A 23,280-nucleotide genomic window follows, 5' to 3' on the forward strand; every position below is an offset into this window, starting at 1 on the left:
TGATAATTTATTTTTCTTTAGCTAAAACGAAATATAATATTTTGGTGGTTACTCTATCTTATGTGTTTTTATTTCTTGGTTTGGTTGCAACAGGCTCTAGAGGAGGAACTGTTATTTTAATATTTTGTACACTTCCCTTTTTAATTTATATGAGAACAACGGGATTATTTAAATATATAATGGCAGTTTCTATTATGTTCATACTTTCCTTGGCTTGGGTGTATTGGGAATTTGTTAGTAATTTTATGGGGCGATTACTATTTTTTGATTTAAATAACTCAAGCGAGGCTACCAGAATTAGTATGTATGAAAATTTATTTTATTTTTTAAAATTTGAGAACTCATTAAATCTACTTTTAGGTCTCGGTAATTTGAATTACTTATATCCAGAAAAAGGATTTTATCCGCATAATTTGATCATCGAATTAGTAGTTTATCATGGCCTTATTTACTTTTTTATTGTTGTATTCTTTTCGATTTATGCATTGTACAGTTTTATATCAAAACCATTGATGTTTAAAGTTTTATCTGTTTTCATACCTATAGCAATTGGCACTATGCTATCAGGAGATCTCACTGATAATTATATTGTTTTTTTGTTCATACCTGTTCTGTTTTTTTACTCTAATAAAGATGAGTTGTTTAATGATTAATAGTTATAAAAACGTTTTAATTCTAGCCCCGCATACAGATGATGGGGAGTTAGGTGCAGGTGGCACTATTAGTAAGTTAATTGAAAATGGTGCAAAGGTTACTTATGTTGCATTTTCGACGGCTCAAGAATCTGTACCTGAAGGGTTTCCAAAGGAAATACTTAGTAAGGAAGTTAAAAATGCAACAACTAAATTAGGAGTATCGAAAGAAAATTTAATAATTCTTAATTATCAAGTTAGACGTCTAAATTATTTCAGACAAGAAATATTAGATGAGTTAATCCAACTAAAACGTGACAATTCATTTGATTTAGTTTTGACCCCATCATTGCAAGACATACATCAAGATCATGCGACTATTACTCAAGAGGCAGTTCGAGCCTTTAAAAATATAACAATACTTGGTTATGAATTAATTTGGAATAATTTATCTTTCGATACTACTTGTTTTGTGAAGCTGGATGAAATGCATGTTGAAAATAAGTATATGGCTTTACAATGCTATGAATCGCAATCGAGTCGAGATTATATGAGTCGCGATTTTATTTATTCCTTAGCAAAAACTAGGGGGGTTCAAATTGGCTCTAATTATGCCGAATGTTTTGAGGTAATACGATGGGTTATAAATTAAAAAGAACAATTTCCTTGTCAGAAATTGCAAAAAAAACAAATTTAGAATTAAAAGGTTTTGACATTACTATTAATGGGGTAGGTTCTTTTTTTGAGTATGAATTTAGTGAATTAAGTTTTACTAAAGATTTAAAAGGCCTTAAATTGAATACTGCTTTGGTCGTAGATAAAGAGGCTACCCTTGAGCATGAAGATAAAGTTGGTTATTTGCTGAGCGAAAATCCAAGGCTGGACTTTATTCGTATTTTATCTTTGTTAGAATCTAGTATCGGTTTTGTGACGTATGATTATCCTAGTGAGATCCATCCAAGTGTAAAGCTTGGTAAAAATGTTGTGATAGAAGATGGTTGCCACATCGAAGCAGGAGTCATTATAGAACATAATGTTGTTATACATTCTGGAACTCGTATAGGTAAAAATACAAGAATTCGATCTTGTTCATCCATTGGAAGTGATGGCTTTGGGTTTGAAAGGTTAGATGATGGTATACCAATTAGGTTCCCTCATCTAGGGGGGGTTGTTATTGGTGAAAATGTCGAAATAGGCAGTTGTACCACAATAGCTTGTGGTACTTTATCTAATACCGTAATAGATAATTTTGTAAAAGTAGATAATTTAGTTCATATTGCACACAACTGTCATATTAAAAAGGGGGCATTTATTATTGCATGTGCAGAATTAAGTGGAGGTGTTATTGTTGGTGAGAATGCATGGGTTGCACCAAATAGCTGCACACATCAAAAAGTAACTATTGGGGATAATTCATTAGTTGGTTTAGGGGCTGTCGTGACAAAAAATGTTCCGGATAACACTGTGTTTGCTGGTAACCCTGCAAAAAAAATTAGGGATCTCTAGTGCAGGATTTTGATTAACATCAGGTTAAATCTTATTTTTAAAATGATTTATATCAAGGTTGAAATTAAGTACCTATTAATAAAATATTCTATTTAGAATAATGATTAAAGAATCTAATAAATGAAAGTAATGGTTATTGGCTCGGGGACAATGGGAACTGGCATCGCGCAATTAATGATGGCTAACAATTCTGTTTCTGAGTTAATTATATATTCTAGGGATGCTTTGAAACTAGAAATATTGAATGATAAGTGTATAAGTAGCTTAAATCGATTGGCAGCTAAAGGGAAAATAGATTTAAAAATAGTAAAAAATGCATGTAATAAAACGATTTTATCTACTGATATATCTAATGCAGCTTGTGTTGATTTAGTTATAGAGGCCGTTTCTGAAAGTTATGAAGTTAAATATTCTTTAATAGATGTAATATCAGAGTATCTATCTAGTGATACATTATTTGCCACAAATACATCATCCTTGTCGGTTACAGCTTTAGCATCGCGATTGCCTTACCCTGAAAGAGTTATAGGTTTACATTTTTTTAATCCAGCTCCAATAATGGAGTTAGTGGAAGTAGTAAAAGGCTTAGCTACATCATCAGGTACAATTAATGAAGCCGTAAAATTTGCATCCGTTTTAGGGAAAAAAGCAATTGTTGTAAATGAGTGTCCTGGATTTGTAGTAAACAGAATGCTAATACCAATGATAAATGAAGCAATTTTCATTTTAGCAGACGGTGTAGCAACCAAAGAGGATATAGACAAGTCAATGATTCTAGGTGCACATCACCCTATGGGGCCTTTAAAGTTGGCTGATTTAATCGGAAATGACGTTATATTATCAATTATGGATACATTATATCATGAAACAGGTGATAGTAAGTTTAGAGCTTCGCCATTACTTCGTAAAATGGTGAGAGCAAATCATTTAGGAAAAAAATCAAAATTAGGATTTTATAGTTATTGAAATAATATCTATAATAATCATTAGTCTTTAACTATTGATTTTATCGTTTTTACTTAGCAATAAAGCTAAATTCCAGTCTCAAATAACTAACTTAATAGGCGCTAACTTTGAATATTTGGTATATCCACCCTTATGCAGGAAGCCCTAAACATGGTATGTCTTTTAGACCTTACTATTTAGCTAGAAATTTTGATAAAGTGGCTTGTACAACAACTGTAATTTCATCACTTCATCATCATTTATCTGATCTTAAAATAAAGAGTCCTGGTCTTGTAGATGTTGAAGGTGTAATGTACTACCTTGTAGGTACCCCTCTATATTCGGGTAATGGAGTTAAGCGCATAATCAATATGTTAGCTTTTGGAATTGGTTTATTTAAGTCTGAATTTCGAAAGTTTAGCGAAACTAACAAACCAGATATTATAATTGCATCTACAGCCCACCCTTTTCATATATTTGCTGCTAAATATTACGCAAAAAAATATAATGCAAAACTGATTTTAGAAGTTCGAGATATATGGCCGCTTAGTCTCCAAGAGCTTGTTGGAATATCTAAGTTTCATCCGTTAAGTATTATAATTGACTTTTGTCAAAAATACGCTTATAAACACTGTGATTATTGCGTTTCTTTACTTGAGAATTCAGAGCCTTTATTTATTAAAGAAGGTTTGAAAAAAAACTCATTCGTTTGTATTTCTAATGGTATTGAACTGAGTGATAACTCATCACCCAAAGACGAACGGCTGCTATCGGATTTAGAATCTAAATTAAATAAGTTTGATACTGTTATCGGCTATACTGGTGCACTAGGCATACCAAATAACCTTGCACCACTTATTGAGGCCTGTAAACAGTTGGAAAAGTACAACATAGGTGTCTTACTTGTTGGTGATGGTATTGAAAAACAAAAACTAATTACTAGAGTTCGTGAATTGGATCTTGAAAATGTAGTGTTTTTTGGAACAGTTGCCAAAGATCAAATCCAACATATAGTTTCATATTGTGATGCCATGTTTATTAATGCCCAACCTAAAGAACTTTATAAGTACGGTATTTCACCAAATAAAATATTTGATTATATGATTAGCAATAAGCTAGTATTTAATGGAATTGACTCTCCTAATAATCCAATGGAGAAAGCGGGGTGTGAGATTCGTTTTTGTGCTAGCTCTCATACAGATTTAGCATCTAAGATCATTGAGTTTCATCAAATAAAACCTAGTAGAACGATTGAGTCAGCAAAATTTGTAGAAAAAGAATATACGTACGAAAAACTTGCAGCTAAGTATATCAATTTGTTTAGAAGGCTCTTGAAATAATGAAAGTCATTTTAACTGGTTCAAATGGTTTTGTTGGCGGTCATTTGTTAGCTTTCTTACGTGCTATTAAGTTTGAAGTTATTGTGGTAAGTTCAACCAAAAATAGTAGTAATAGTAGTAATAGTATTGATTTTTCATATGAAGATTTTTTCAATAATAAGTTTTGCTGTGATGGCGTTGATACCTTTATTCATATTTCTGGTGCGGCACACCGCACCTTTTCTGATGAAGAAGCAAGAAACATAAATTATATTCTTACAAAAAAAATTGTAGATAAATGCGTTGGATTGAAAATACCTAGAATTATTTTTTTAAGCTCTGTCAATATGTATAAAGAGCAAAGAAGTAGGGTTGACTTAACTACTAAAATTTGCAAGGAATTAATTAATACATCATCTACAAAACTACAAGCTGAAGATTACATTAGGTCAATATCCTCTAAAGACCTCATTAAATTTGTAATTATCAGAAGCCCTCTCATTTATGGTTTAGGCGTTAAAGCTAACTTTGCCTCATTAATGCGGTTCGTAGGCGGTGGTTTGCCATTACCTTTTAGGTCAATTAAAAATAATAAACGTAGTTTGGTATCGGTTTATAACTTAGTTGATTTAATCAAGGTTTGTATTGATCATCCTCAAGCAGTCAATCAAATTTTTTTAGTTTCTGACGATAATGACTTATCAACCGCTGAAATGGTTGCCTTAATGGCTATGGTGCAGAATAAGACAAACTTAGCTTTACCTGTGCCTGTTTGGTGCTTTAAGTTAGCAGGGAGATTTCTTAACAAGCGTGACGTGATTGATAGATTGACGGGTTCATTGCAGTTAGATATTACTCATACAAAAAATACTCTTAATTGGAAACCGCCATATTCAGTTGAACATGGTTTTAAACTCGCCGCTAAAAAATAATTTTTTGGATATATAAATGATACGTTTACTCGACTTTTTGTTTTCACTTTTGGGCTTGCTTTGCTTCCTGCCATTTCTATTTGTTCTATACATTATTGGTTTGTTTGATACTGGTTCACCTATATTTACTCAAGAACGGGTTGGTCGTAACAAAAAGCCATTCACGTTAGTGAAGTTTAGAACAATGACCGTTGATACTGCATCGGTTGCCAGCCACTTAGCCAGTACCACATCAATTACTCCTTTCGGTGGTTTTTTACGAAAAACAAAGTTAGATGAACTCCCGCAGCTTTGGAATGTGCTAAAAGGCGAAATGAGTTTAGTTGGTCCTCGTCCTGGTTTGTTTAACCAAGAAGAGTTAACCCAAGCTCGTGATGCTAAAAATGTTTTTGCTGTTCGCCCTGGTGTTACAGGACTTGCCCAAGTAAGCAAAATTGATATGTCGACTCCTGAGCTACTTGCTAAAACAGACCGCGAAATGATTGATACTCTTACGATTGCTAGTTACCTTAAATATATATTAATGACAGTTACTGGCAGTGGTAGTGGAGACCGAATTAAATAATGATTTTCTAATATTTAATTAGTTATAGTATTTTAAACATATTTTATTTTTCTGTTCTTATAAGTTGTAGTAAATGAACATTCCCTTGCTTAAGGAGCAAAAGATGGATTTTTTGCAAATCATTTTTTCTTTATCACGCGCTAAAAAACGCTTAATTAGCCTTATTGTCGATTCTTTATTTTTAATGGTAGCTTTTTTCGGCGCATTATTAGTCCGACTTGATGATGTTAACGTATTGAGTAACAGTGCCAACTGGGCTGTTATGTTGACGATTCTGCCTTTTAGTTTATTTGTATTTACAAAGCTAGGGCTATATCGCGCAGTGTTAAGATACATGGGATTACAGGCTCTTATGGCCATTTTAGGAGGCGTTGTTTTTTCAACGTTCTCACTGATATTAGTGTCATTTTATGCCAATGTTGCAATTCCTAGAACCGTGCCATTAATTTATATTGCTTTTGCCCTTGTGCTTGTTGGAGGGGCCCGTGCGTTAGTGCGTTCGTTAGTGGGCACTGGGATGAAACGTGTAGGTGAGCCTGTGATTATTTATGGCGCTGGTGTTAGTGGTCGGCAGTTATTGACCTCATTAGTACAAAGCCATGAATATTATCCGTTTGCTTTTGTTGATGATGATGAATCCTTACATGGTTCTGTGATTCAAGGAGTACATGTTCATTCCCCCTCTATTATTCGTAAATTGATTAAACAGAAAACGGCCACTAAAGTGTTATTAGCAATGCCCAGTGCTAGCCGATCTATGCGTCAAACGATATTGACCCGGCTTGAACCACTAGCGGTACAGGTATTAACTATTCCTGCTATGTCTGATTTGGTTAATGGATCCAAGCTTTATACTGATATTAAAGAAGTCGAAATTGATGATTTATTAGGGCGTGATGCCGTTGCGCCTAGACAAGATCTGTTGACTGCCAATATTAAAGACAAAGTGGTTATGGTCACTGGTGCGGGTGGCTCTATTGGCTCTGAGTTGTGCCGGCAAATATTAAAACAGTCGCCTAAAAAGTTAATTCTTTTTGAACTGTCCGAGTTCGCCTTGTATGCCATTGAACGTGAGTTGAATTCTATGGCGAAAGAGCTTGGCTTAAACGTTAGAATTTTGCCTTTGCTGGGTTCTGTGCAACGCGAGAATCGTGTTCAAGCAGTTATGGAGTCTTTTGGCGTACAAACGGTTTACCATGCTGCAGCTTATAAACATGTGCCTTTAGTTGAACATAATGTGGTTGAAGGTGTGCGCAATAATGTATTTGGTACTCTTTACACTGCTAGAGCGGCTATTGCGGCAAAGGTTGAGACTTTTGTATTAGTGTCTACCGATAAAGCGGTGCGACCAACTAATGTGATGGGCACAACCAAACGTATGGCAGAGCTAGTTTTACAGGCTTTGTCACGAGAAAATAATAAAACCCGTTTTTGTATGGTGCGGTTTGGTAATGTGCTTGGTTCATCGGGCTCGGTTGTTCCTTTGTTTAGAACTCAAATAGCTAATGGCGGCCCTGTTACTGTAACGCACCCTGATATCACTCGCTTTTTTATGACTATACCAGAAGCATCGCAATTAGTTATACAAGCTGGTGCTATGGGCAAGGGCGGAGATGTATTTGTACTGGATATGGGGAACTCGGTTAAAATTGTCGATTTAGCTCGAAAGATGATTCGTTTAAGTGGTTATGACGTTCGTAGTGATAATAATCCTGATGGTGATATCGCTATCGAGTTTAGTGGGTTGCGTCCAGGTGAAAAGTTATACGAAGAACTGCTGATTGGTGATGATGTTACCGGCACTGAGCACGAACGTATCATGACGGCAAACGAGTTATATCTGACCTGGAAAGAGTATTCTGTCATCCTTGACCGTTTAGATGCTGCTTGTCATGATTTTGACCATGAATTGATTCGAGACATTTTACTTAGTACGCCAACTGGTTTTGCACCAACCGATGGCATTTGTGATTTAGTGTATCAACAAAAAGCTAAAAATATTGCATCAGTAAAAAAAGTGATTAACATTGTTTCTTAAGTCTTCATGTTAATGTTTTTCTTTAGTTATTGTAGATGTTATTTTTGCAGATAGTTTGTTACCGTGTATTGATATCGTATTGATGATAAAGCTTTTGATCACGAATGTTTATTGTTTGCCTGAGTCTACAGCTTTTTTTGGATCATTTTGACAAGGATTGAATATGAAAGTTGTTATTCCTGTAGCAGGTTTGGGTACTCGCATGTTACCCGCCACCAAAGCCATTCCCAAAGAGATGTTGCCTTTAGTTGATAAACCATTAATTCAATATATTGTTAATGAGTGTATATCTGCAGGTATTAAAGAGATTGTGTTGGTCACCCATGCCAGTAAAAACGCGATTGAAAACCATTTTGACAAATCTTTTGAGCTTGAGTCTACGCTTGAGAAGCGGGTAAAACGTCAGCTACTTGAAGAAGTACAAGCAATTTGTCCTAAAGATGTGTCCATAATGCATGTGCGTCAAGGCGAGGCCAAAGGCCTAGGCCATGCGGTATTGTGTGCTTATCCGTGTATTGGTAATAGTCCGTTTGCTGTAGTGTTACCAGACGTTATTTTAGATGAATATACTGCTAATCAGAAAACTGAAAACTTAGCGGCGATGATAGCGCGTTATAAAGCGACATTTGCTAGCCAGATTATGGTGGCTCCCGTACCTGAATGTGACGTAAATAAATATGGCATAGCCGATTGTAATGGTGTTGAGATAACACCTGGTGACTCAGCTAAAATTAAAAGAATGGTTGAAAAACCTGACGTTGGTGAAGCTCCGTCGAATCTCGCGGTTGTTGGCCGCTATGTATTATCAGAAAAGATCTGGCGATTACTAGCTAAAACTCCAGCTGGTGCCGGAGATGAAATTCAGTTAACTGATGCGATTGATATGCTGATTGAACAAGATACCGTTGAAGCCTTTAACATGACTGGTAAGTCGCATGATTGTGGCGATAAACTGGGATACATGAACGCTTTTGTTGAGTATGGATTGCGCGATGCTAAGTTAGGTGCCGACTTCAAAAAAAGTGTTGAAAAGATTATGCTTGAACAGTAAACGTTAATGCATTGTTAACACCAAAACCAACTCTTTGTAGTTGGTTTTTTGCTTTTGCTCAATGCCTACAAGCTATGATGCGGTGTGGCTAGAACGATAAAATCTTAGTAGTAAAGCTGTACCTTGTACCTAGAAGCGATCCTTTAAGGATGTAATTCGCACTATCCGCTTAGCGGCCTAGGCACGATTATTTTTATATAATTTTTAGATTGGAGTTTTTATGTCTCGTAAGTATTTTGGCACCGATGGTGTTCGTGGAAAGGTGGGGACATTTCCTATTACGCCTGATTTTGCGATGAAGTTAGGTTGGGCTGCTGGCAAAGTATTAGCATCCACTGGTACCCAGGAAGTGTTGATTGGTAAAGATACTCGTAGTAGCGGTTATATGTTGGAGTCTGCTATTGAGGCTGGTTTGTCTGCTGCTGGTGTAAACGTAGCTTTAATTGGCCCTATGCCTACGCCTGCAGTGGCGTATTTAGCATCAACTTTTAGAGCTGATGCTGGAGTGGTGATCAGTGCATCGCATAATCCTTTTTATGATAATGGCATTAAGTTTTTCTCAAATTCTGGCACTAAGCTTAATGACGAGCAAGAGCTTGAAATTGAAGCATTGTTAGATCAAGCCCTTAATCATAATGCGATGGAATGTGTTTCATCTGATTTGTTAGGTAAAGTCCGCCGTATTACTGATGCTGCGGGTCGTTACATTGAGTTTTGTAAAGGTGTTTTTGCTAAAGATTTAACCTTAGCAGGCCTTAAGATTGTCGTCGATAGTGCTAACGGTGCGGCGTATCATATTGCGCCTAATGTATACCGTGAGTTAGGTGCTGAGGTGATTAGCATTAACGATAAGCCTAATGGCACCAATATTAACGACCATTGCGGCGCGACACATTTAGACAGCTTGCAAACTGCAGTCATGGTGCACGAAGCTGACTTAGGTATTGCGATGGACGGTGATGCTGACCGGGTGATGTTTGTTGACCATAATGGCCATGTTGTTGATGGTGACCAAATTTTATATATTCTGGCTAAAACAGCCAAGCAGCAAGGCACATTAAGTGGCGGTGTTGTTGGCACATTAATGTCAAACCTTGGTCTCGAGATCGCGTTAAAAGAAATGGATATTCCATTTAAGCGTGCCAAAGTGGGCGACCGTTATGTGGTTGAGCAATTAACAGCCACTGGCTGGCGCATTGGTGGCGAAGGTTCTGGTCATATCTTGCACCTTGACCATGCCTCTACTGGTGATGCTGTTGTGGCGTCATTATTAGTATTACAAGCGGTATTACAATCTGGCCAGTCATTAGCTGAGATAGTATCGGGTATGAAAAAGTTACCGCAAGTACTGCTTAATGTCCGCTTAACCGCTAACAATGCTGATGAAATCTTAGCGTCAGCAGCCGTAAAACAAGCAGTGATAGAAGCCGAAGCCGTACTTGCTGATAATGGCCGTGTGCTTCTGAGAAAGTCGGGTACCGAGCCTCTTATCCGCGTGATGGTTGAATCTACCGATATTGAAATGTCGCAAGCTCAAGCAGAACATATAGCTAAAGCGGTTCGGGCATAACGTTTAGGTAATGACCTGAAGACTAGCTTGTTCGCCACGGTCTAAACGTGGCGAACCTGAATTTATCTCATTACTATATTTAACCGTAATACTTGGTTTAATTCAGATCAACTTGCTGAAAGATCAATACTTTTACCTATAAAGAGAATGATAATGAATAATCATTATGGTCAATATTTAGATCGTTTAATTAACGAGGCTTAAGCATGAGAATATTGGTCACAGGTAAAAATGGCCAAATTGGTAGGTGCTTAGTTGAGCAACTTAGCATTATGTCAGATATCACCTTGTTGGCATTAGATCGTGACCAGCTTGATATTACAGACTCTATTAACGTCAATAAGGTTGTTGCTGAATTCATTCCGAATATCATTATCAATGCTGCTGCCTATACTGCGGTTGATAAAGCCGAACAAGAGCGTGAATTGGCTTATGCTGTAAATCGTGATGGCCCCTATAACCTTGCCGTTGCAGCGAATAATATCAATGCCATGATTATCCATATTTCGACCGATTATGTTTTTGCTGGCGATAGTGTTGCAGCTTATGTTGAGACTGATGACACCGAACCTCAAAGTGAGTATGGCCGAAGTAAACTCGCTGGTGAACAAGCCGTTGAACGAGCGTGTTCGCGGCATATTATATTAAGGACCGGGTGGGCATTTGCTGAGCAAGGCCATAATTTTGTCAACACCATGCTGCGCCTTACTAAAACCACCGATACCTTAAATGTTGTAGTTGATCAGTTTGGCAGCCCAACCTATGCTGGGGATATTGCCAACGCTATTATGATTATCACGAAACAGCTGGCTGATAGGAATCAAGCTTATGGGGTATATCATTATTCAGGGTTTCCTTATGTAAGCTGGCATGCTTTTGCTGAAAAGATATTCGAACTTGCGCTAGCGCAAGGTGTATTGAAACAGTCCATTCAAGTTAATCCAGTAACAACTCCAGATTACCCGACACCTGCAAAGCGCCCGGCAAACTCACGATTAAATTGTCAAAAAATCAATCAAGAATTTGGTATCGTTCAAAGTGATTGGCAAGCAGCGTTAGTCAGAATTGGACAGTATTCACGATAAAACTCATCGCTAAAACAATTCCTAATGCTATTTATAACAACTGCATTTGTGCTTGGTTACTCTGCTTTTTAATACCATCTTCGCTATATCCATGTGCCTCATCTCTTTGATACACAGCATAGTTCACCCTTGCTTATATACTTTTACCGATAATATTTTATGGAACAGATAAACTAAATCCCTGTATTTGCTCCAGTTAGTATTTCCGCTTTTCAATAGTTTCCTCCGTGTATCTATTCTCTGCGCTCGTTACCTCCTTTTATCGTCTGTTATCTCTCGCTATCTTAATCATCATCCGTTATCGCCATCTCTCTTTATCATTCCTTACCGATAACGATTTCTGCCGTGGGTATGAGTTTTCTATATTCCTGTGCTAGTGCCTGTTTGGCTTCTTCGTCGCCGTGGACGATTCTGATGTGGCTGGGTTTGTGGTGCATGCGTTTGACGAAGTTGATGAGGTTGTGTTGGTCGGCGTGGGCGGAGTAACCACTGATGGTGTGAATAGTGGCTTTAATATCAATTTTTAGTTCGTCGATATAAACGTATCCGCCTTGTGGGCCGTAGGTTTGTATGTCTCTGCCTGTGGTGCCTTTAGCTTGATAGCCGACAAACAGAACATCTGTGGTTGGTTTTGATAAAAAGCGGGCGAGGTAGTTGCTGATCCGTCCTCCTGTGCACATGCCTGATGCCGCGATGATAATGGCGGGTTTATTGACTGAATCTAAATAATTGATCACCGCGAGATGGTCTTGATGGCTGTCGATAGTCGTTAGCTGATTAAAGTCGAGTGGATGGCGTCCTTGAGCTAGTTTTCGTTTGGCTTCGTTATCCCATAGCATTTTGAATTGACGATACTTTTGGGTAAAGTTAGCCGCCATAGGTGAGTCGACGATAATGTCGATGTCTTGCCATGTCGAGTTGTTTTTATTGCGATAAATGATGTGTTCAAATTCGTAGAGTAACTCTTGAGTTCTGCCGATGCTGAAGGCGGGAATGAGCACTACGCCATTATCTTTTACGGCTTTTTCAATAATGTTTTTAAGCTGCTTGCTACGATCTTTACGGCCTTGATGATTTTTATCTCCATAGGTCGATTCAATCACCAAGGTATCTGCTTTATATGGGCTTTTGGGGCTAGCAAGTAAAGGCGCATAGCTGGCGCCTAAGTCACCAGAAAACACCACCCTATGGCTGGTCTTAGCACTGGTTTCAGCATTAGATGTCGAGCTGGCCTTAGGGCCACTTAAGTCTATTTCCACATAAGCAGAGCCGAGTATATGTCCTGCGGGTTTAAATTTAAGTTTGGCTTTGGTGTACCTTGGTGGGTTTTCTAATGTATTTATCCCCGCCGTTGTTGAAGTCAATCTTGACGATGATGATTCGCCAGGGTTGATTGGCAGTGTTATCCACTGACCGTAATCTACCGCAACAAGCAGTTTGTTGAGTCTATTAATGCAGGCTTGTATAAGTGTGGTATCGCGAGTAACCCCGACTTTTAAAGCATCTTCTATGACCAAAGGTAATAATGCTGCCGTTGCCGTTGTGGCATAAATCGGTTGGTTAAAGCCTGCTGCGAGTAAGTAAGGAATACGCCCGACGTGGTCGATATGGCAATGAGTAATAATCAGCGCTTTGATATTGTTGATATCGAAAGTGATTTGTAGCTGTTCTGCTGAACTTTGCCCGGCGGTTTCTGCCCCTTGAAATAAACCACAATCGATAAGATAGCTGCTGATATGCTTGCTGTGGTGATTCACATCCAGTTGGTGACATGATCCTGTTACGCCGTTTACCGCTCCGTGGTGAATGATCTGCATGTTAGTCCCTTAATTGTATTAAGTGCGATTAGTTAACTTAGCAGTAGGCATTGTATTTTGCGAGGTTCTGGGCTCTAGGTTCTAGGCCTCTACGCGGATAGTGCGCTGCGCTTCTGGGGACAGCTTCGCTGCTGAGAAAATAGATAACAAGCGGTATCAAGCGAACTAGACCATAGTGCGCAGTGCTTTATTTAGGTGCAATTACAATGGATCAAGTTAAAGGTCATTTATTTAAGATGATTCGATAATGACTTACAACCACCATCAACCAACCGTAAGGTCGCCGACTAAGTAAAACTTAATTCAACATTTAGCGAGATTGCTGCAAGGCCTAGTACTTAGTATTCTGCTTTTTAGGCATGATTTATTTTGGTTAGATTACTAGAGGGATTAGATTAAGAGGATAATCATTCCTGATATCACGCCGGACATCATATCGCTCACCGATCTTGGTCAATTTTAAAGGCATGCTCATGCAAACAAGTCTCTTAAACCAGATAAAAGTGATTGTCTTCACGTCAAGCTTGTAAAGTTACTTCTATGCTGGTTAGGCTGTTTCTAGTTATGAATGATATTACCTTTAGGCAACGTCATTAAACTCAGATGCAACTCGGTCGCCAAGTGCATTCAACATTTCAACTTCACCTTTAAATACCGCCACGATTATTTTATCTACTTTATATTCCATTGGGATAATCACACGCCCGTTAACGCCCACTTCGAGATTGTATAACACTTCGGCTATGGGCTTAATTGCGAGTTCTGCAGGGTAGTAAAGTACTGTTATCGTCTGTGTTGTCATAGTTGTATCCATACATTGTCTGGGGGCCCAGATGATCCTTTCTTATATCAAATAGCGTACAAACCTAGCGCTGTTATCATGATTTAACTCTTTCACAAATGAGAGGATTAACCGTACCGTATACTCAACACCTAATGAATCCGAATCATAGTCGTTTAGATGGATGCAGTAAAGCGCAACAAACCCTTATTCAACTGTTTAAAAAACAGTTGTTCTTGTTTTAGCCTATAGCTATTTTAGTGTGCGTAAAATATTGCAATCTTTTATCTGATGGCTTTTACAGTAGTAGGCGAGTGCCGCTAATAATTTCTCTAGGAGTGCAAGTTATCGCTGGTTTTTTTGATGTGAGCAAGTTGTTCGATAATGTCTTGTTAAAAGGAAGTTGTATGTTTGGTTATTTCGCGGCGTCATTCATTTTATCGCTAAGTATTATTGGGATGAATTGAAGCGAGTGCGGTGGATAACGTCACTGATTAGAGGTTTTCTCTGTAAATAACGACGGCTCCTTAGATACGGTTAGGTTAGTTAATGCACCAAGTGAAAGTCAGAACCGTGGTTTTGAAGTATTGCTGCATTACTATTGGGCGACATTAAGCTGACCGCAAGTTATTTGTATTTAGATGCCACAAAAGTTTCACCCGATGGGAAGGGGGCTGAAGGGCCATTGCATTAACTCTACGTCATTCTGGCGGTTTTGTTGCTATTGGGGAGAGGCATGGCAACTACTGATATCTGATCCCGTAACGATGGGTTTATTGCTAATGCAGGCGTAAGAGTCAAATTTGGTGATTAATCGCGTTTTACTAGTGTATGTTGATCCGTCACAAAACAGATGAACCGTCAGTCTAATACTGACGGTTCCTACTTCACTCTCATTCTCATTTTACTATATCTCCTCTTGAATTTATTTATCCTTGTTAAACAATCATTCGCATATATAAAAGATGACAATTATTGATACACAAAAAATATGCATTTATCGGTCAGTTTTGTCACACTGTTTTATTAGACTACGACACATGATAAATAACTAAAAACAACTAAAAATAGCAATAACAAGGACTCTTCATGAAAGCTTTTACTCTGGTATTAACCAGTTTAGCCATTGCTCTATCTGGCATGGCTCACGGGGCAGATATAGATGCCAAATACATTCAACGCTTAGGCCCAGTTAATCAACCGTCGGCAACGCCATTATCAAAAAGTGCTCATGCAGATGCGCTGCGAGCTAACCTAGTCGCTAACTTAGTTGCTAAGTCTGGACAAACCCAGGCAAAAACGGTTCAAGTATTTAATCAACAACTCACTTGGCAAGCAGCCTCTGCAAAGATTGAAGGAGAAGGTTGGTTAGCCTATAAGTTGCCGTTATCGACTCAGCGATTTACCCAAGGTACGTTAACCGTCAAAGGGCTTGAAAATCCGCAAGTGTATTTGAATGGGCAGTTGCTTAAATCTGCTGATAAAGTCGAACTTGAGCTGGCTAATGCTGACTATCAGCTGCTGGTGTTGGCTGATGGCCAAATGCAAGATGTGCCATTTAGCCTTGATTGGCAGGGCAAAAGTGAGGTTGATACCCTCGACTTTTCGGCCCAGAAATCACAGCGGGTGTCTGCGCAGCAATTGTTCGACTCAAAAGTTATCAGTGGCTTAACCTTATCCCCAAATGGTAAGTATCTACTGCAATCGACCATTGAATATCAAGCTAGCCAGGGTGACTCGGCTATTCAAGTGACCGAGTTACGTAAATTATCGGACAACAGTGTGATGTATCGCTGGCAAGATAATCGCCCAAGCAGCGCAGTATGGTCGAACGACAGTAAACAGTTAGCCTTTGTGGCCAATAAACAAATTCAATTACTCAATGTGGCAGATTTAACCATTAATGTTGCCGCCACTGATGTTGATAATGTGTCGGGTTTGCAGTGGTACGCTGACAGCCTGTTATTTAGTTGGCAAAAACCGTTTAAGGCCGATGAGAAAGCGACCTCAAAACGCTTTCGTGCATTAGAAGACCGCTGGAGTTATTGGCGTGATAATAGCCAAATATATCAATTAGATGTGGCTTCCGGTTTTATTCGTCAGTTAACCGATAACTCAACCAGCACAGACTTAGTTGACAGTAATCTTGATAAGAATACTGTGCTACTGACGCGATCTCCGGTTGATTATTCTGAGCCTGCGCATTCATTAACCCAACTGATAGAGTTGAGCTTAAATGACTTAACAGAAACTGTGATAGGTGAATACCGAAGCTTTAACGGTGCGATATATGCCGATGATGGTATGTATATCACTGCTGGGCCGCGTTTTATGGACGGCACAGGAATACAAGACCCCAGCATTGAAGTGAATGATTATGATGGGCAATTATATTGGCGTGATGCTAACGGTAATGTCAGTGCGTTAAGTAAAGACTTTGATCCTGCGATTGGCAGTATGACTAAGCTTGAAAATGATGATCTGATATTGACGGTAACCGAAGGCGATCGCGCACCACTGTATCTATTTGATAAAAGTAACCGCCGTTTTACTAAAATAGATAGCGGCGTGGATATGGTCGACAGCTTTAGTGTCGCCATTGAGCAATCAAGCCCAACCATAGTTGTTGCAGGCACGTCTGCTACCGTGCCACAAAAAGCCTATAAAATGACCTTGAACTCAAGTCGCAAACAGATGTTGTTTGATAGTCAACAGCTAAACTATGCCAATACCCGTTTGGGCGAGATTGAAGATTTTGATTTCACTAATCAGCATGGTCACAATATTGATGGTCGAGTGTATTTACCCGCAGACTTTGATGCCAGTAAAAAATATCCTGCATTAGTGTATTACTATGGCGGGACTTCTCCGGTCGGTCGCCACTTTACTGGGCGTTGGCCATTTAATTTATGGGCGGCCGAAGGGTATGTGGTGTATGTGCTGCAACCTAATGGGGCCATCGGTTATGGTCAAGCATTCAGCGGCCGTCATGTGAATGCATGGGGCAAATACAGCGCAGATGACATTATTGAAGGCACTAAAGCGTTTTTAAAGGCGCATAGCTATGTCGACCCTAAACGCGTGGGGAACATGGGCGCATCGTACGGTGGCTTTATGACTCTGTATTTAGCCACCAAAACGGATATTTTTGCCGCGTCAATGTCGCATGCTGGGATCAGTAATTTATCATCTTATTGGGGACATGGCTGGTGGGGTTATGGCTATTCTGGTGTCGCCAGCCGTGGTAGTTTTCCGTGGAATAACCCTGAGCTCTACGTTGAGCACAGTCCGTTATATCATGCCGACAAGATCACCACGCCGCTATTGCTGATCCATGGCAATGCCGATACTAACGTGCCAGTGGGTGAAAGCCATTATATGTACACTGCACTTAAACTATTAGGCAAAGAAGTTGAATTAGTTGAGTTTAATGGCCAAGACCATCACATCAATACGCGCCAAGCACGTTTTGACTGGTGGAATACTACTATGGCCTGGTTTGACTTAAAGTTAAAAGATGAGCCTGAGTGGTGGAATAGTCTTTACCCGGAGACAAAAGAGCAGCAGTAAAAGTAAGTGTAAAATAGCCTCGCATTGCGGGGCTATTTTTATCTAATTTGTCGAGAAACGCCTCGTGATCAGAGTGAAGGGAAGTCGCGGGTAATTCACTGCGCGAGTAAGCTATTCAGATTGATACCAGTCACACCCTAGATGCTATATTGCTATCATGTTACGGATGGACTCTATTTCTTCCTAGCGTTTTCGCTTGATAGAGGCACTTATCAGCATTGTTGATCAGTTCATCGATAGTTTCATCTTCAGTGAGCTGAGATATGCCGATACTGATGGTGACCTGGATTTGATGTTTGAGAAAGTGGATGGTGTGGTTTTGCACACTGAGGCGAATTTTTTCAGCGATGATACCTGCTTGCTCTGCCGATGTTTGTGGTAATATCACCAGAAACTCTTCACCGCCCCAACGAGCAATGCAGTCCTGTTGCCTGACATTGTCCGTAAATACTTTGGCTAATTCCATTAGCACCATATCACCTGCGTTATGGCCATATTTGTCGTTGACGCTTTTAAAATGGTCGAGATCGCACAGCAATACTGAGAGCGGTTCATGATTACGATCAATACGTGCTTTTTCTTGCTGTAATACCGCAGATGCATTGCGTCTGTTAGCGAGTTTTGTCAGCGGGTCGCTCATGGCTAATTGTTGGTATTTGGCGCTTAATTCGAGCACATTGCGGTAAAACTGCATGCTTGAATATTCGTATAATGCAGATAAAAATGTCATGGTTAAAAATGACAGTATCAGGCGAAGTTTAAATTCTGGGGTATAAGCTTCATGTGCAACAAGATGCTGCGGTAAAAACATGATGATGCAGACGATGCAGAGAAATATAGCCAGGTTAATTAAGCCTAAACGAAAGCCTAAAACATAAACTGAAACGGGTGCCACAATAAAAATCCATAAAGGACCCGTTTGTGCGACTCCGCCACTAAAGACTAAGTAGAACATTAATAAATACAGTGAGTAAATGATGATAATCGCACTGACTTTAATATTGAATTTTTTTAACGAAAACAAGGCGATTAGATAGGTGGTACAGGCAACAAGGAGGATGAGGGTTAAGGTGTTGTTATTACCCAATAAGCTAAGTAAGCACATACCGCCTGTGATAGAGGCTCCTACCAATGAAAATAACTTAATCACCCTAGCATGCAGTAGGTTACCGTTACTTTTACTTTGATCATTGATGGATGCAAGCAATTGTTAATCCTTAATCTCATTGAATTATCAGTTCAGTCGCAAACCATTTTGGGGATGCTGAAACAATACAAGGTTATGATCAATGGGTATGCATTTGGATTGCGCTAACGGGTTATTTATCTTAAGACACCTTGTAATTAAAGTGTACCTTAATTGTTAATTAAGGTGTATTTATATTGTGTGGTCATACGGATAAAAACATGATAATTAACTAGGTTTCCTCTAATATCATGCTCATTGAATATTCTCTTCAGCCATTCTTTATCATTATTGCTTGCGGTAATATTTCAATTACAACATATGAGATAACCTTTTAGTGAGGGACAACTAAATGCACACTTTTCAAACGGTATATCAAGATAGTCACTGGGTTACTCCTTTGCCGCAACATGCTGACACAACTCTGGTGTTGGCCTTTGGTTCGCCTGAGCTCATGTTAGACAATAAGCTTAATGATGAGCTATCAAGCGCTTTCCCAAATGCACAGATAGTTGGCTGCAGCACTAGTGGTGAAATCCAAGATGATTGTCTGTACGACAACAGTATATGTGTTACTGCGATTGATTTTGAGCACACCCAAGTGCACGTCGTCAGCCATTCGATAAATCAATTTGAGCATTGCGCTGAATTGGCAAAGCAGTTGGTAAGCCAATTACCTCTTGAAGGACTCAAACATGTTTTAGTTATTTCTGATGGCCATTTAGTGAATGGTTCTGAACTGGTTGATGGTTTACAGCAATACTTGCCTCAAGGCGTCATGGCAACGGGGGGCTTAGCTGGCGATGGTGAGCGTTTTAGCCAAACCACGGTTTGGCACAATAAACGCATAGAAAGTGGTCTGATTGTGCTGGTTGGACTGTATGGTGAACGGTTATCTGTTGGTTGTGGCAGTTTAGGCGGATGGCGTCCATTTGGGCCTAAGCGCCTGATCACTAAATCGACAAATAATGTACTTTATGAACTTGATGGTCGACCAGCATTAGATTTGTATAAAGAATTTTTAGGTGAGTTTGCCAGTGATTTACCTGCATCTGCTTTGTTATACCCGTTGGCGTTACAACAACACGGTGAGCAAGAACATGTAGTTCGGACCATATTATCAATTGATGAATTACAAAAAAGTATGTTGTTCGCTGGTAACATGCCCGAAGGTGCAACCTGCCAGTTAATGCATTCTAACTACGAAGACTTACTCGATGGTGCTCAACTTGCGGCAGATCAAGCTGGAGCGTGTTTTAAAGGAACGCCGCCAGAATTAGCCATATTAATCAGTTGTGTCGGTCGCAGATTAGTTTTAGGACAGCATGTTGAAGAGGAATTAGAAATTATTAAAGAAGGCTTACCAGCAAAATGCGCTATTTCAGGCTTTTACTCGTATGGTGAAATATCGCCTATTCAATCTATTGGTCGGTGTGGTTTACATAATCAGACCATGGCTGTGACGTTACTTTCTGAGAAACAGTGATATTAACCATGCATAAACTGCTATTACGCCAGCTTAAGCGTAACCCAAGAGACGAGTTATTTATTTCAGAAAATGATGCCCTTTTGAATTCAATATCCGATGCTTATACGCAACATGATCAAAGCGTAAAAATGTTAGAGCGTTCTTTATACCTTATTTCCAATGAGTTAAACGATCGTAACCAAACCTTAAAAGACCAGCTAGCCATGATGAAACAGGTTCAAGACAAGCTTGAACATTCTATTGGTTTATTAAATGCAACCGTTAATTCCACTGGTGAAATTTTATTTGTCTATGGATTAAATGGCGAGCTGATGTCATTTAATACTATGGGGCAGGATTTTATTGACGAACTCGGTTTTACATTAGATTCACATTGGGAGGACCTTCTTGGCATTTTCAAAGATAAAAATCATATGTTATCGATTATTGATAATCTCAACCGAGACCCATTTCAATACTTAAGTGGCACCATTGAGTTGCTCGATAAACGCTTCTTTGACTTTAGGTCTCTCCCACAAATTCAAGACGATCAAATTTATGGTCGAGTGTGGTGCTTTCGCGATGTGACAACGCAAAAGCAGTATGAGGCGACAATTGAATATCATGCTTTTCATGATTCGCTTACCGGGTTACCAAATCGTGCATTGTTATTGGACAGAATTAGTCATTCGATTGCCACCAGTAAAAGAGAACATAAAAAGCTTGCGGTATTATTTTTAGATTTAGATGACTTTAAAAAGATTAATGATACAGAAGGTCATGACGCTGGTGATTTATTGTTGAAAGAAGTGGTAAGACGACTGCAAACACGCTTGCGTGAATTTGATACTTTATCCCGCCAAGGCGGTGATGAGTTTATTATTGTATTAGAACAAATAGAGTCTGAAATGACTATAAAACAGGTCTGCCAAGACTTGTTAGCACTGATTAAACAGCCTTTTACTATCGGTTCGCGTCAGTTCGTTGTGACATCGAGTATCGGCATATCACTGTTTCCTAATGATGATGACAATGCAAACGCGCTGATCCGCAAGGCGGATTTAGCCATGTATGAGTCAAAGTCATTAGGTAAAAATAGCTTCCATTTTTACAGTCAGGCGCTTGAGAAAGAAGCTTTAACCCAACTTGCTATTGAGCAAGAGCTGCGTAAGGCCATTGAAGATAATGCCCTGCATTTAGTGTATCAACCTAAAGTTGATTTACGCACAATGAAGATTGTAAGTGTTGAGGCACTATGTCGCTGGACGCAGCAAGATGGCACTGTTGTACCACCCGATGTGTTTATTACAATCGCAGAGCAAACTGGGTTAATTATTGATATTGGTTGTGTGGTGATTTCTAAAGCCTGTTTACAGTTAGCAAAGTGGCGAGATGCAGGTATCACTGAGTTAGCTATTTCCATTAATTTAAGCTGTATTGAGTTTCAAAATGAAGCGCTCATTGCACACCTCATTGATTGCTTAAATCATCATCAATTAGAAGGTAAATATCTGATTATTGAATTAACGGAATCGATTTTTATGGAAGATAAATTCAATGTCAAAGACATTATGCTTAGGCTTAATCAGTATGGCATTACTTTCGCGCTTGATGATTTCGGTAAAGGTTATTCATCATTTAGTTACCTACAGTTTTTACCGTTGCATTATCTGAAAATTGATAAAGCTTTTTTACAATACGTTGAGAGCAGCAGTTCATCGGCAGCCATTGCCAAGACCATTATCGATATTGGTCATAATCTCGGTTTAAAAGTTATCGCAGAAGGGGTAGAGGGCCAGTTTATGCTGGATTACATTAAGACCTATAAATGCGATTTAGCTCAGGGGTTTTATCTGTACAAGCCAATGTTACCCGACGCTATCGCATCCATATATCTTGCCAATCATGCTTCTGTTGATGCTTAAAAGTGACAGTAAGCTATGACGGATCAGGTTGATTACCAACACAATCTCACCGCGCAATCACTCAGCACTTAAGCGTGGTTACTTTTGAGTTTATTTGCGGGTCATTTTCACTGCTTATTATTAGCTGTTATCGTCTTCGGATAGCGTTGCTAACCAGGGCAGCAGGGCGTTAATAGTGTTGATTTGAGTTGTGGCAGATTCGGCTTGGTAACCATAAATACGAATGCCAAATATTACCGTCATTAACTGGGCTGCGTAGGCTTTTGCTTGTATCTGGGGATAATATTCACTGAGGTAATCAAGGTAAATATGTTCAATTTTAGTCAGTTGGGCGCTGGCAAATTGATAAAGTTGATTCCCTTGTGATGCCAGCTCTAGCTGGGTTTTTATCAAAAAGCAGCCGCAATAATCACATGACTTTGATTGTTCAATTAGAGTATTTAACATCTGCTTAATTGCGTTGTTTACGCTGCAGGCATTGGCCATCGATAAGTGTATCGCTTTAACGGAAAAGGTGGCATAACGCGCTAGCGCAGCTTGGAATAAACCTTCTTTACTCTCAAATTCATAATATAAGCTGCCGGGATTTAATCCGGTGGCTTTGGTTATTTGCTGAATACTTGTTGCGGCATAGCCATTTTGCCAAAACAAGGTAATCACCTTGTCTAATACGTCTTCTCTTGCAAAATTTTTCTTAGCCATGACATCGTTCCTCAACCATTTCTTGGTTGATAATATCACTACTTGAATGGTTGTTCAAAAACTGCTTGTGTCTTCAGTGGAAAATGTCTATCTTGAATGCCTGTTCAGAAAAGAGTTTATGCAGATTATCTTGGCTAGCTTAAGTCCGTTACATGATGACGGTATCAATCTGCCCTTTAAGGAATCCT

The 23,280-nt window shown here is 39.1% G+C and carries 18 protein-coding genes and 1 pseudogene; 15 read left to right on the top strand and 4 right to left on the bottom strand.

The genetic code is table 11. The features are described from left to right. From H5114_RS13790 to rfbD, 11 genes are all read left to right on the top strand, one after another. The coding region (locus tag H5114_RS13790) for an O-antigen ligase (protein WP_182723234.1) at positions 1–653 on the top strand (653 nt) is incomplete at its 5' end. After that, a complete protein-coding gene (locus H5114_RS13795) occupies positions 646–1,284 on the top strand; it encodes a PIG-L deacetylase family protein (protein ID WP_182723235.1) in 639 nt (212 codons plus the stop codon). The genes H5114_RS13790 and H5114_RS13795, both read left to right, overlap by 8 nt. Beyond that, positions 1,269–2,138, top strand: coding sequence for a UDP-3-O-(3-hydroxymyristoyl)glucosamine N-acyltransferase (locus H5114_RS13800; protein ID WP_182723236.1), 870 nt, complete (start codon positions 1,269–1,271; stop codon positions 2,136–2,138). Before H5114_RS13795 ends, H5114_RS13800 begins: the two co-directional genes overlap by 16 nt. 120 nt (positions 2,139–2,258) lie before the next feature. After that, positions 2,259–3,104, top strand: coding sequence for a 3-hydroxyacyl-CoA dehydrogenase family protein (locus tag H5114_RS13805; RefSeq protein ID WP_182723237.1), 846 nt, complete (start codon positions 2,259–2,261; stop codon positions 3,102–3,104). 107 nt (positions 3,105–3,211) lie between these two features. Continuing rightward, complete coding sequence (locus H5114_RS13810) at positions 3,212–4,423, top strand: glycosyltransferase family 4 protein (protein ID WP_182723238.1); 1,212 nt, start codon at positions 3,212–3,214, stop codon at positions 4,421–4,423. Beyond that, positions 4,423–5,334, top strand: a complete 912-nt coding sequence (locus H5114_RS13815) for an NAD-dependent epimerase/dehydratase family protein (RefSeq protein ID WP_182723239.1) — start codon at positions 4,423–4,425, stop codon at positions 5,332–5,334. Before H5114_RS13810 ends, H5114_RS13815 begins: the two co-directional genes overlap by 1 nt. A 16-nt stretch (positions 5,335–5,350) precedes the next feature. After that, positions 5,351–5,899 carry a sugar transferase gene (locus H5114_RS13820; protein ID WP_182723240.1) on the top strand — a complete coding sequence of 183 codons (549 nt, stop codon included), beginning with the start codon at positions 5,351–5,353 and terminating at the stop codon, positions 5,897–5,899. A 103-nt stretch (positions 5,900–6,002) separates the two neighbouring features. After that, positions 6,003–7,937, top strand: coding sequence for a nucleoside-diphosphate sugar epimerase/dehydratase (locus H5114_RS13825; RefSeq protein WP_182723241.1), 1,935 nt, complete (start codon positions 6,003–6,005; stop codon positions 7,935–7,937). Between the two features lie 163 nt (positions 7,938–8,100). Continuing rightward, entirely contained in the window at positions 8,101–8,988 is an 888-nt protein-coding gene (gene galU / locus H5114_RS13830) for a UTP--glucose-1-phosphate uridylyltransferase GalU (protein WP_182723242.1), read from the top strand. A gap of 220 nt (positions 8,989–9,208) precedes the next feature. Then, positions 9,209–10,558, top strand: coding sequence for a phosphoglucosamine mutase (gene glmM / locus H5114_RS13835; RefSeq protein ID WP_182723243.1), 1,350 nt, complete (start codon positions 9,209–9,211; stop codon positions 10,556–10,558). Between the two features lie 206 nt (positions 10,559–10,764). Further along, a complete protein-coding gene (gene rfbD, locus H5114_RS13840) occupies positions 10,765–11,643 on the top strand; it encodes a dTDP-4-dehydrorhamnose reductase (RefSeq protein WP_182723244.1) in 879 nt (292 codons plus the stop codon). Positions 11,644–11,960: 317 nt separating this feature from the next. Here rfbD and H5114_RS13845 read toward each other — a convergent pair whose 3' ends face one another. Together H5114_RS13845 and H5114_RS13850 are read right to left on the bottom strand one after the other, a co-directional pair. Further along, a complete protein-coding gene (locus H5114_RS13845) occupies positions 11,961–13,460 on the bottom strand; it encodes an MBL fold metallo-hydrolase RNA specificity domain-containing protein (protein ID WP_182723245.1) in 1,500 nt (499 codons plus the stop codon). A 580-nt stretch (positions 13,461–14,040) separates the two neighbouring features. Further along, the gene (locus tag H5114_RS13850; RefSeq protein ID WP_182698138.1) at positions 14,041–14,262 is read right to left on the bottom strand and encodes a DUF2375 family protein; all 222 of its coding nucleotides are present in this window, start codon (positions 14,260–14,262) and stop codon (positions 14,041–14,043) included. A 473-nt stretch (positions 14,263–14,735) separates the two neighbouring features. Here H5114_RS13850 and H5114_RS20530 point away from each other — a divergent pair. Together H5114_RS20530 and H5114_RS13855 are read left to right on the top strand one after the other, a co-directional pair. Further along, a pseudogene (locus tag H5114_RS20530) lies at positions 14,736–14,988 on the top strand (TonB-dependent receptor); the annotation flags it as partial. A gap of 342 nt (positions 14,989–15,330) precedes the next feature. Beyond that, the gene (locus tag H5114_RS13855; RefSeq protein ID WP_182723246.1) at positions 15,331–17,811 is read left to right on the top strand and encodes a S9 family peptidase; all 2,481 of its coding nucleotides are present in this window, start codon (positions 15,331–15,333) and stop codon (positions 17,809–17,811) included. Positions 17,812–17,971: 160 nt separating this feature from the next. On the opposite strand, the gene H5114_RS13860 is transcribed toward H5114_RS13855, so the two are convergent. Further along, on the bottom strand, positions 17,972–19,018 hold the full coding sequence (locus tag H5114_RS13860; RefSeq protein ID WP_182698136.1) for a diguanylate cyclase: 1,047 nt from the start codon (positions 19,016–19,018) through the stop codon (positions 17,972–17,974). 331 nt (positions 19,019–19,349) lie between these two features. Between H5114_RS13860 and H5114_RS13865 the strand changes: the two genes are divergently transcribed. Together H5114_RS13865 and H5114_RS13870 are read left to right on the top strand one after the other, a co-directional pair. Continuing rightward, the gene (locus tag H5114_RS13865; protein WP_182723247.1) at positions 19,350–20,483 is read left to right on the top strand and encodes an FIST signal transduction protein; all 1,134 of its coding nucleotides are present in this window, start codon (positions 19,350–19,352) and stop codon (positions 20,481–20,483) included. An 8-nt stretch (positions 20,484–20,491) separates the two neighbouring features. Then, complete coding sequence (locus H5114_RS13870; protein WP_182723248.1) at positions 20,492–22,390, top strand: bifunctional diguanylate cyclase/phosphodiesterase; 1,899 nt, start codon at positions 20,492–20,494, stop codon at positions 22,388–22,390. A gap of 120 nt (positions 22,391–22,510) precedes the next feature. Here the strand turns inward: H5114_RS13870 and H5114_RS13875 are convergent, their stop codons facing one another. Next, positions 22,511–23,092, bottom strand: a complete 582-nt coding sequence (locus H5114_RS13875; protein WP_182723249.1) for a TetR/AcrR family transcriptional regulator — start codon at positions 23,090–23,092, stop codon at positions 22,511–22,513. Positions 23,093–23,280 lie beyond the last annotated feature (188 nt).

The organism is Shewanella sp. SR43-8, assembly GCF_014163775.1.
Lineage (GTDB): Bacteria > Pseudomonadota > Gammaproteobacteria > Enterobacterales > Shewanellaceae > Shewanella > Shewanella vesiculosa.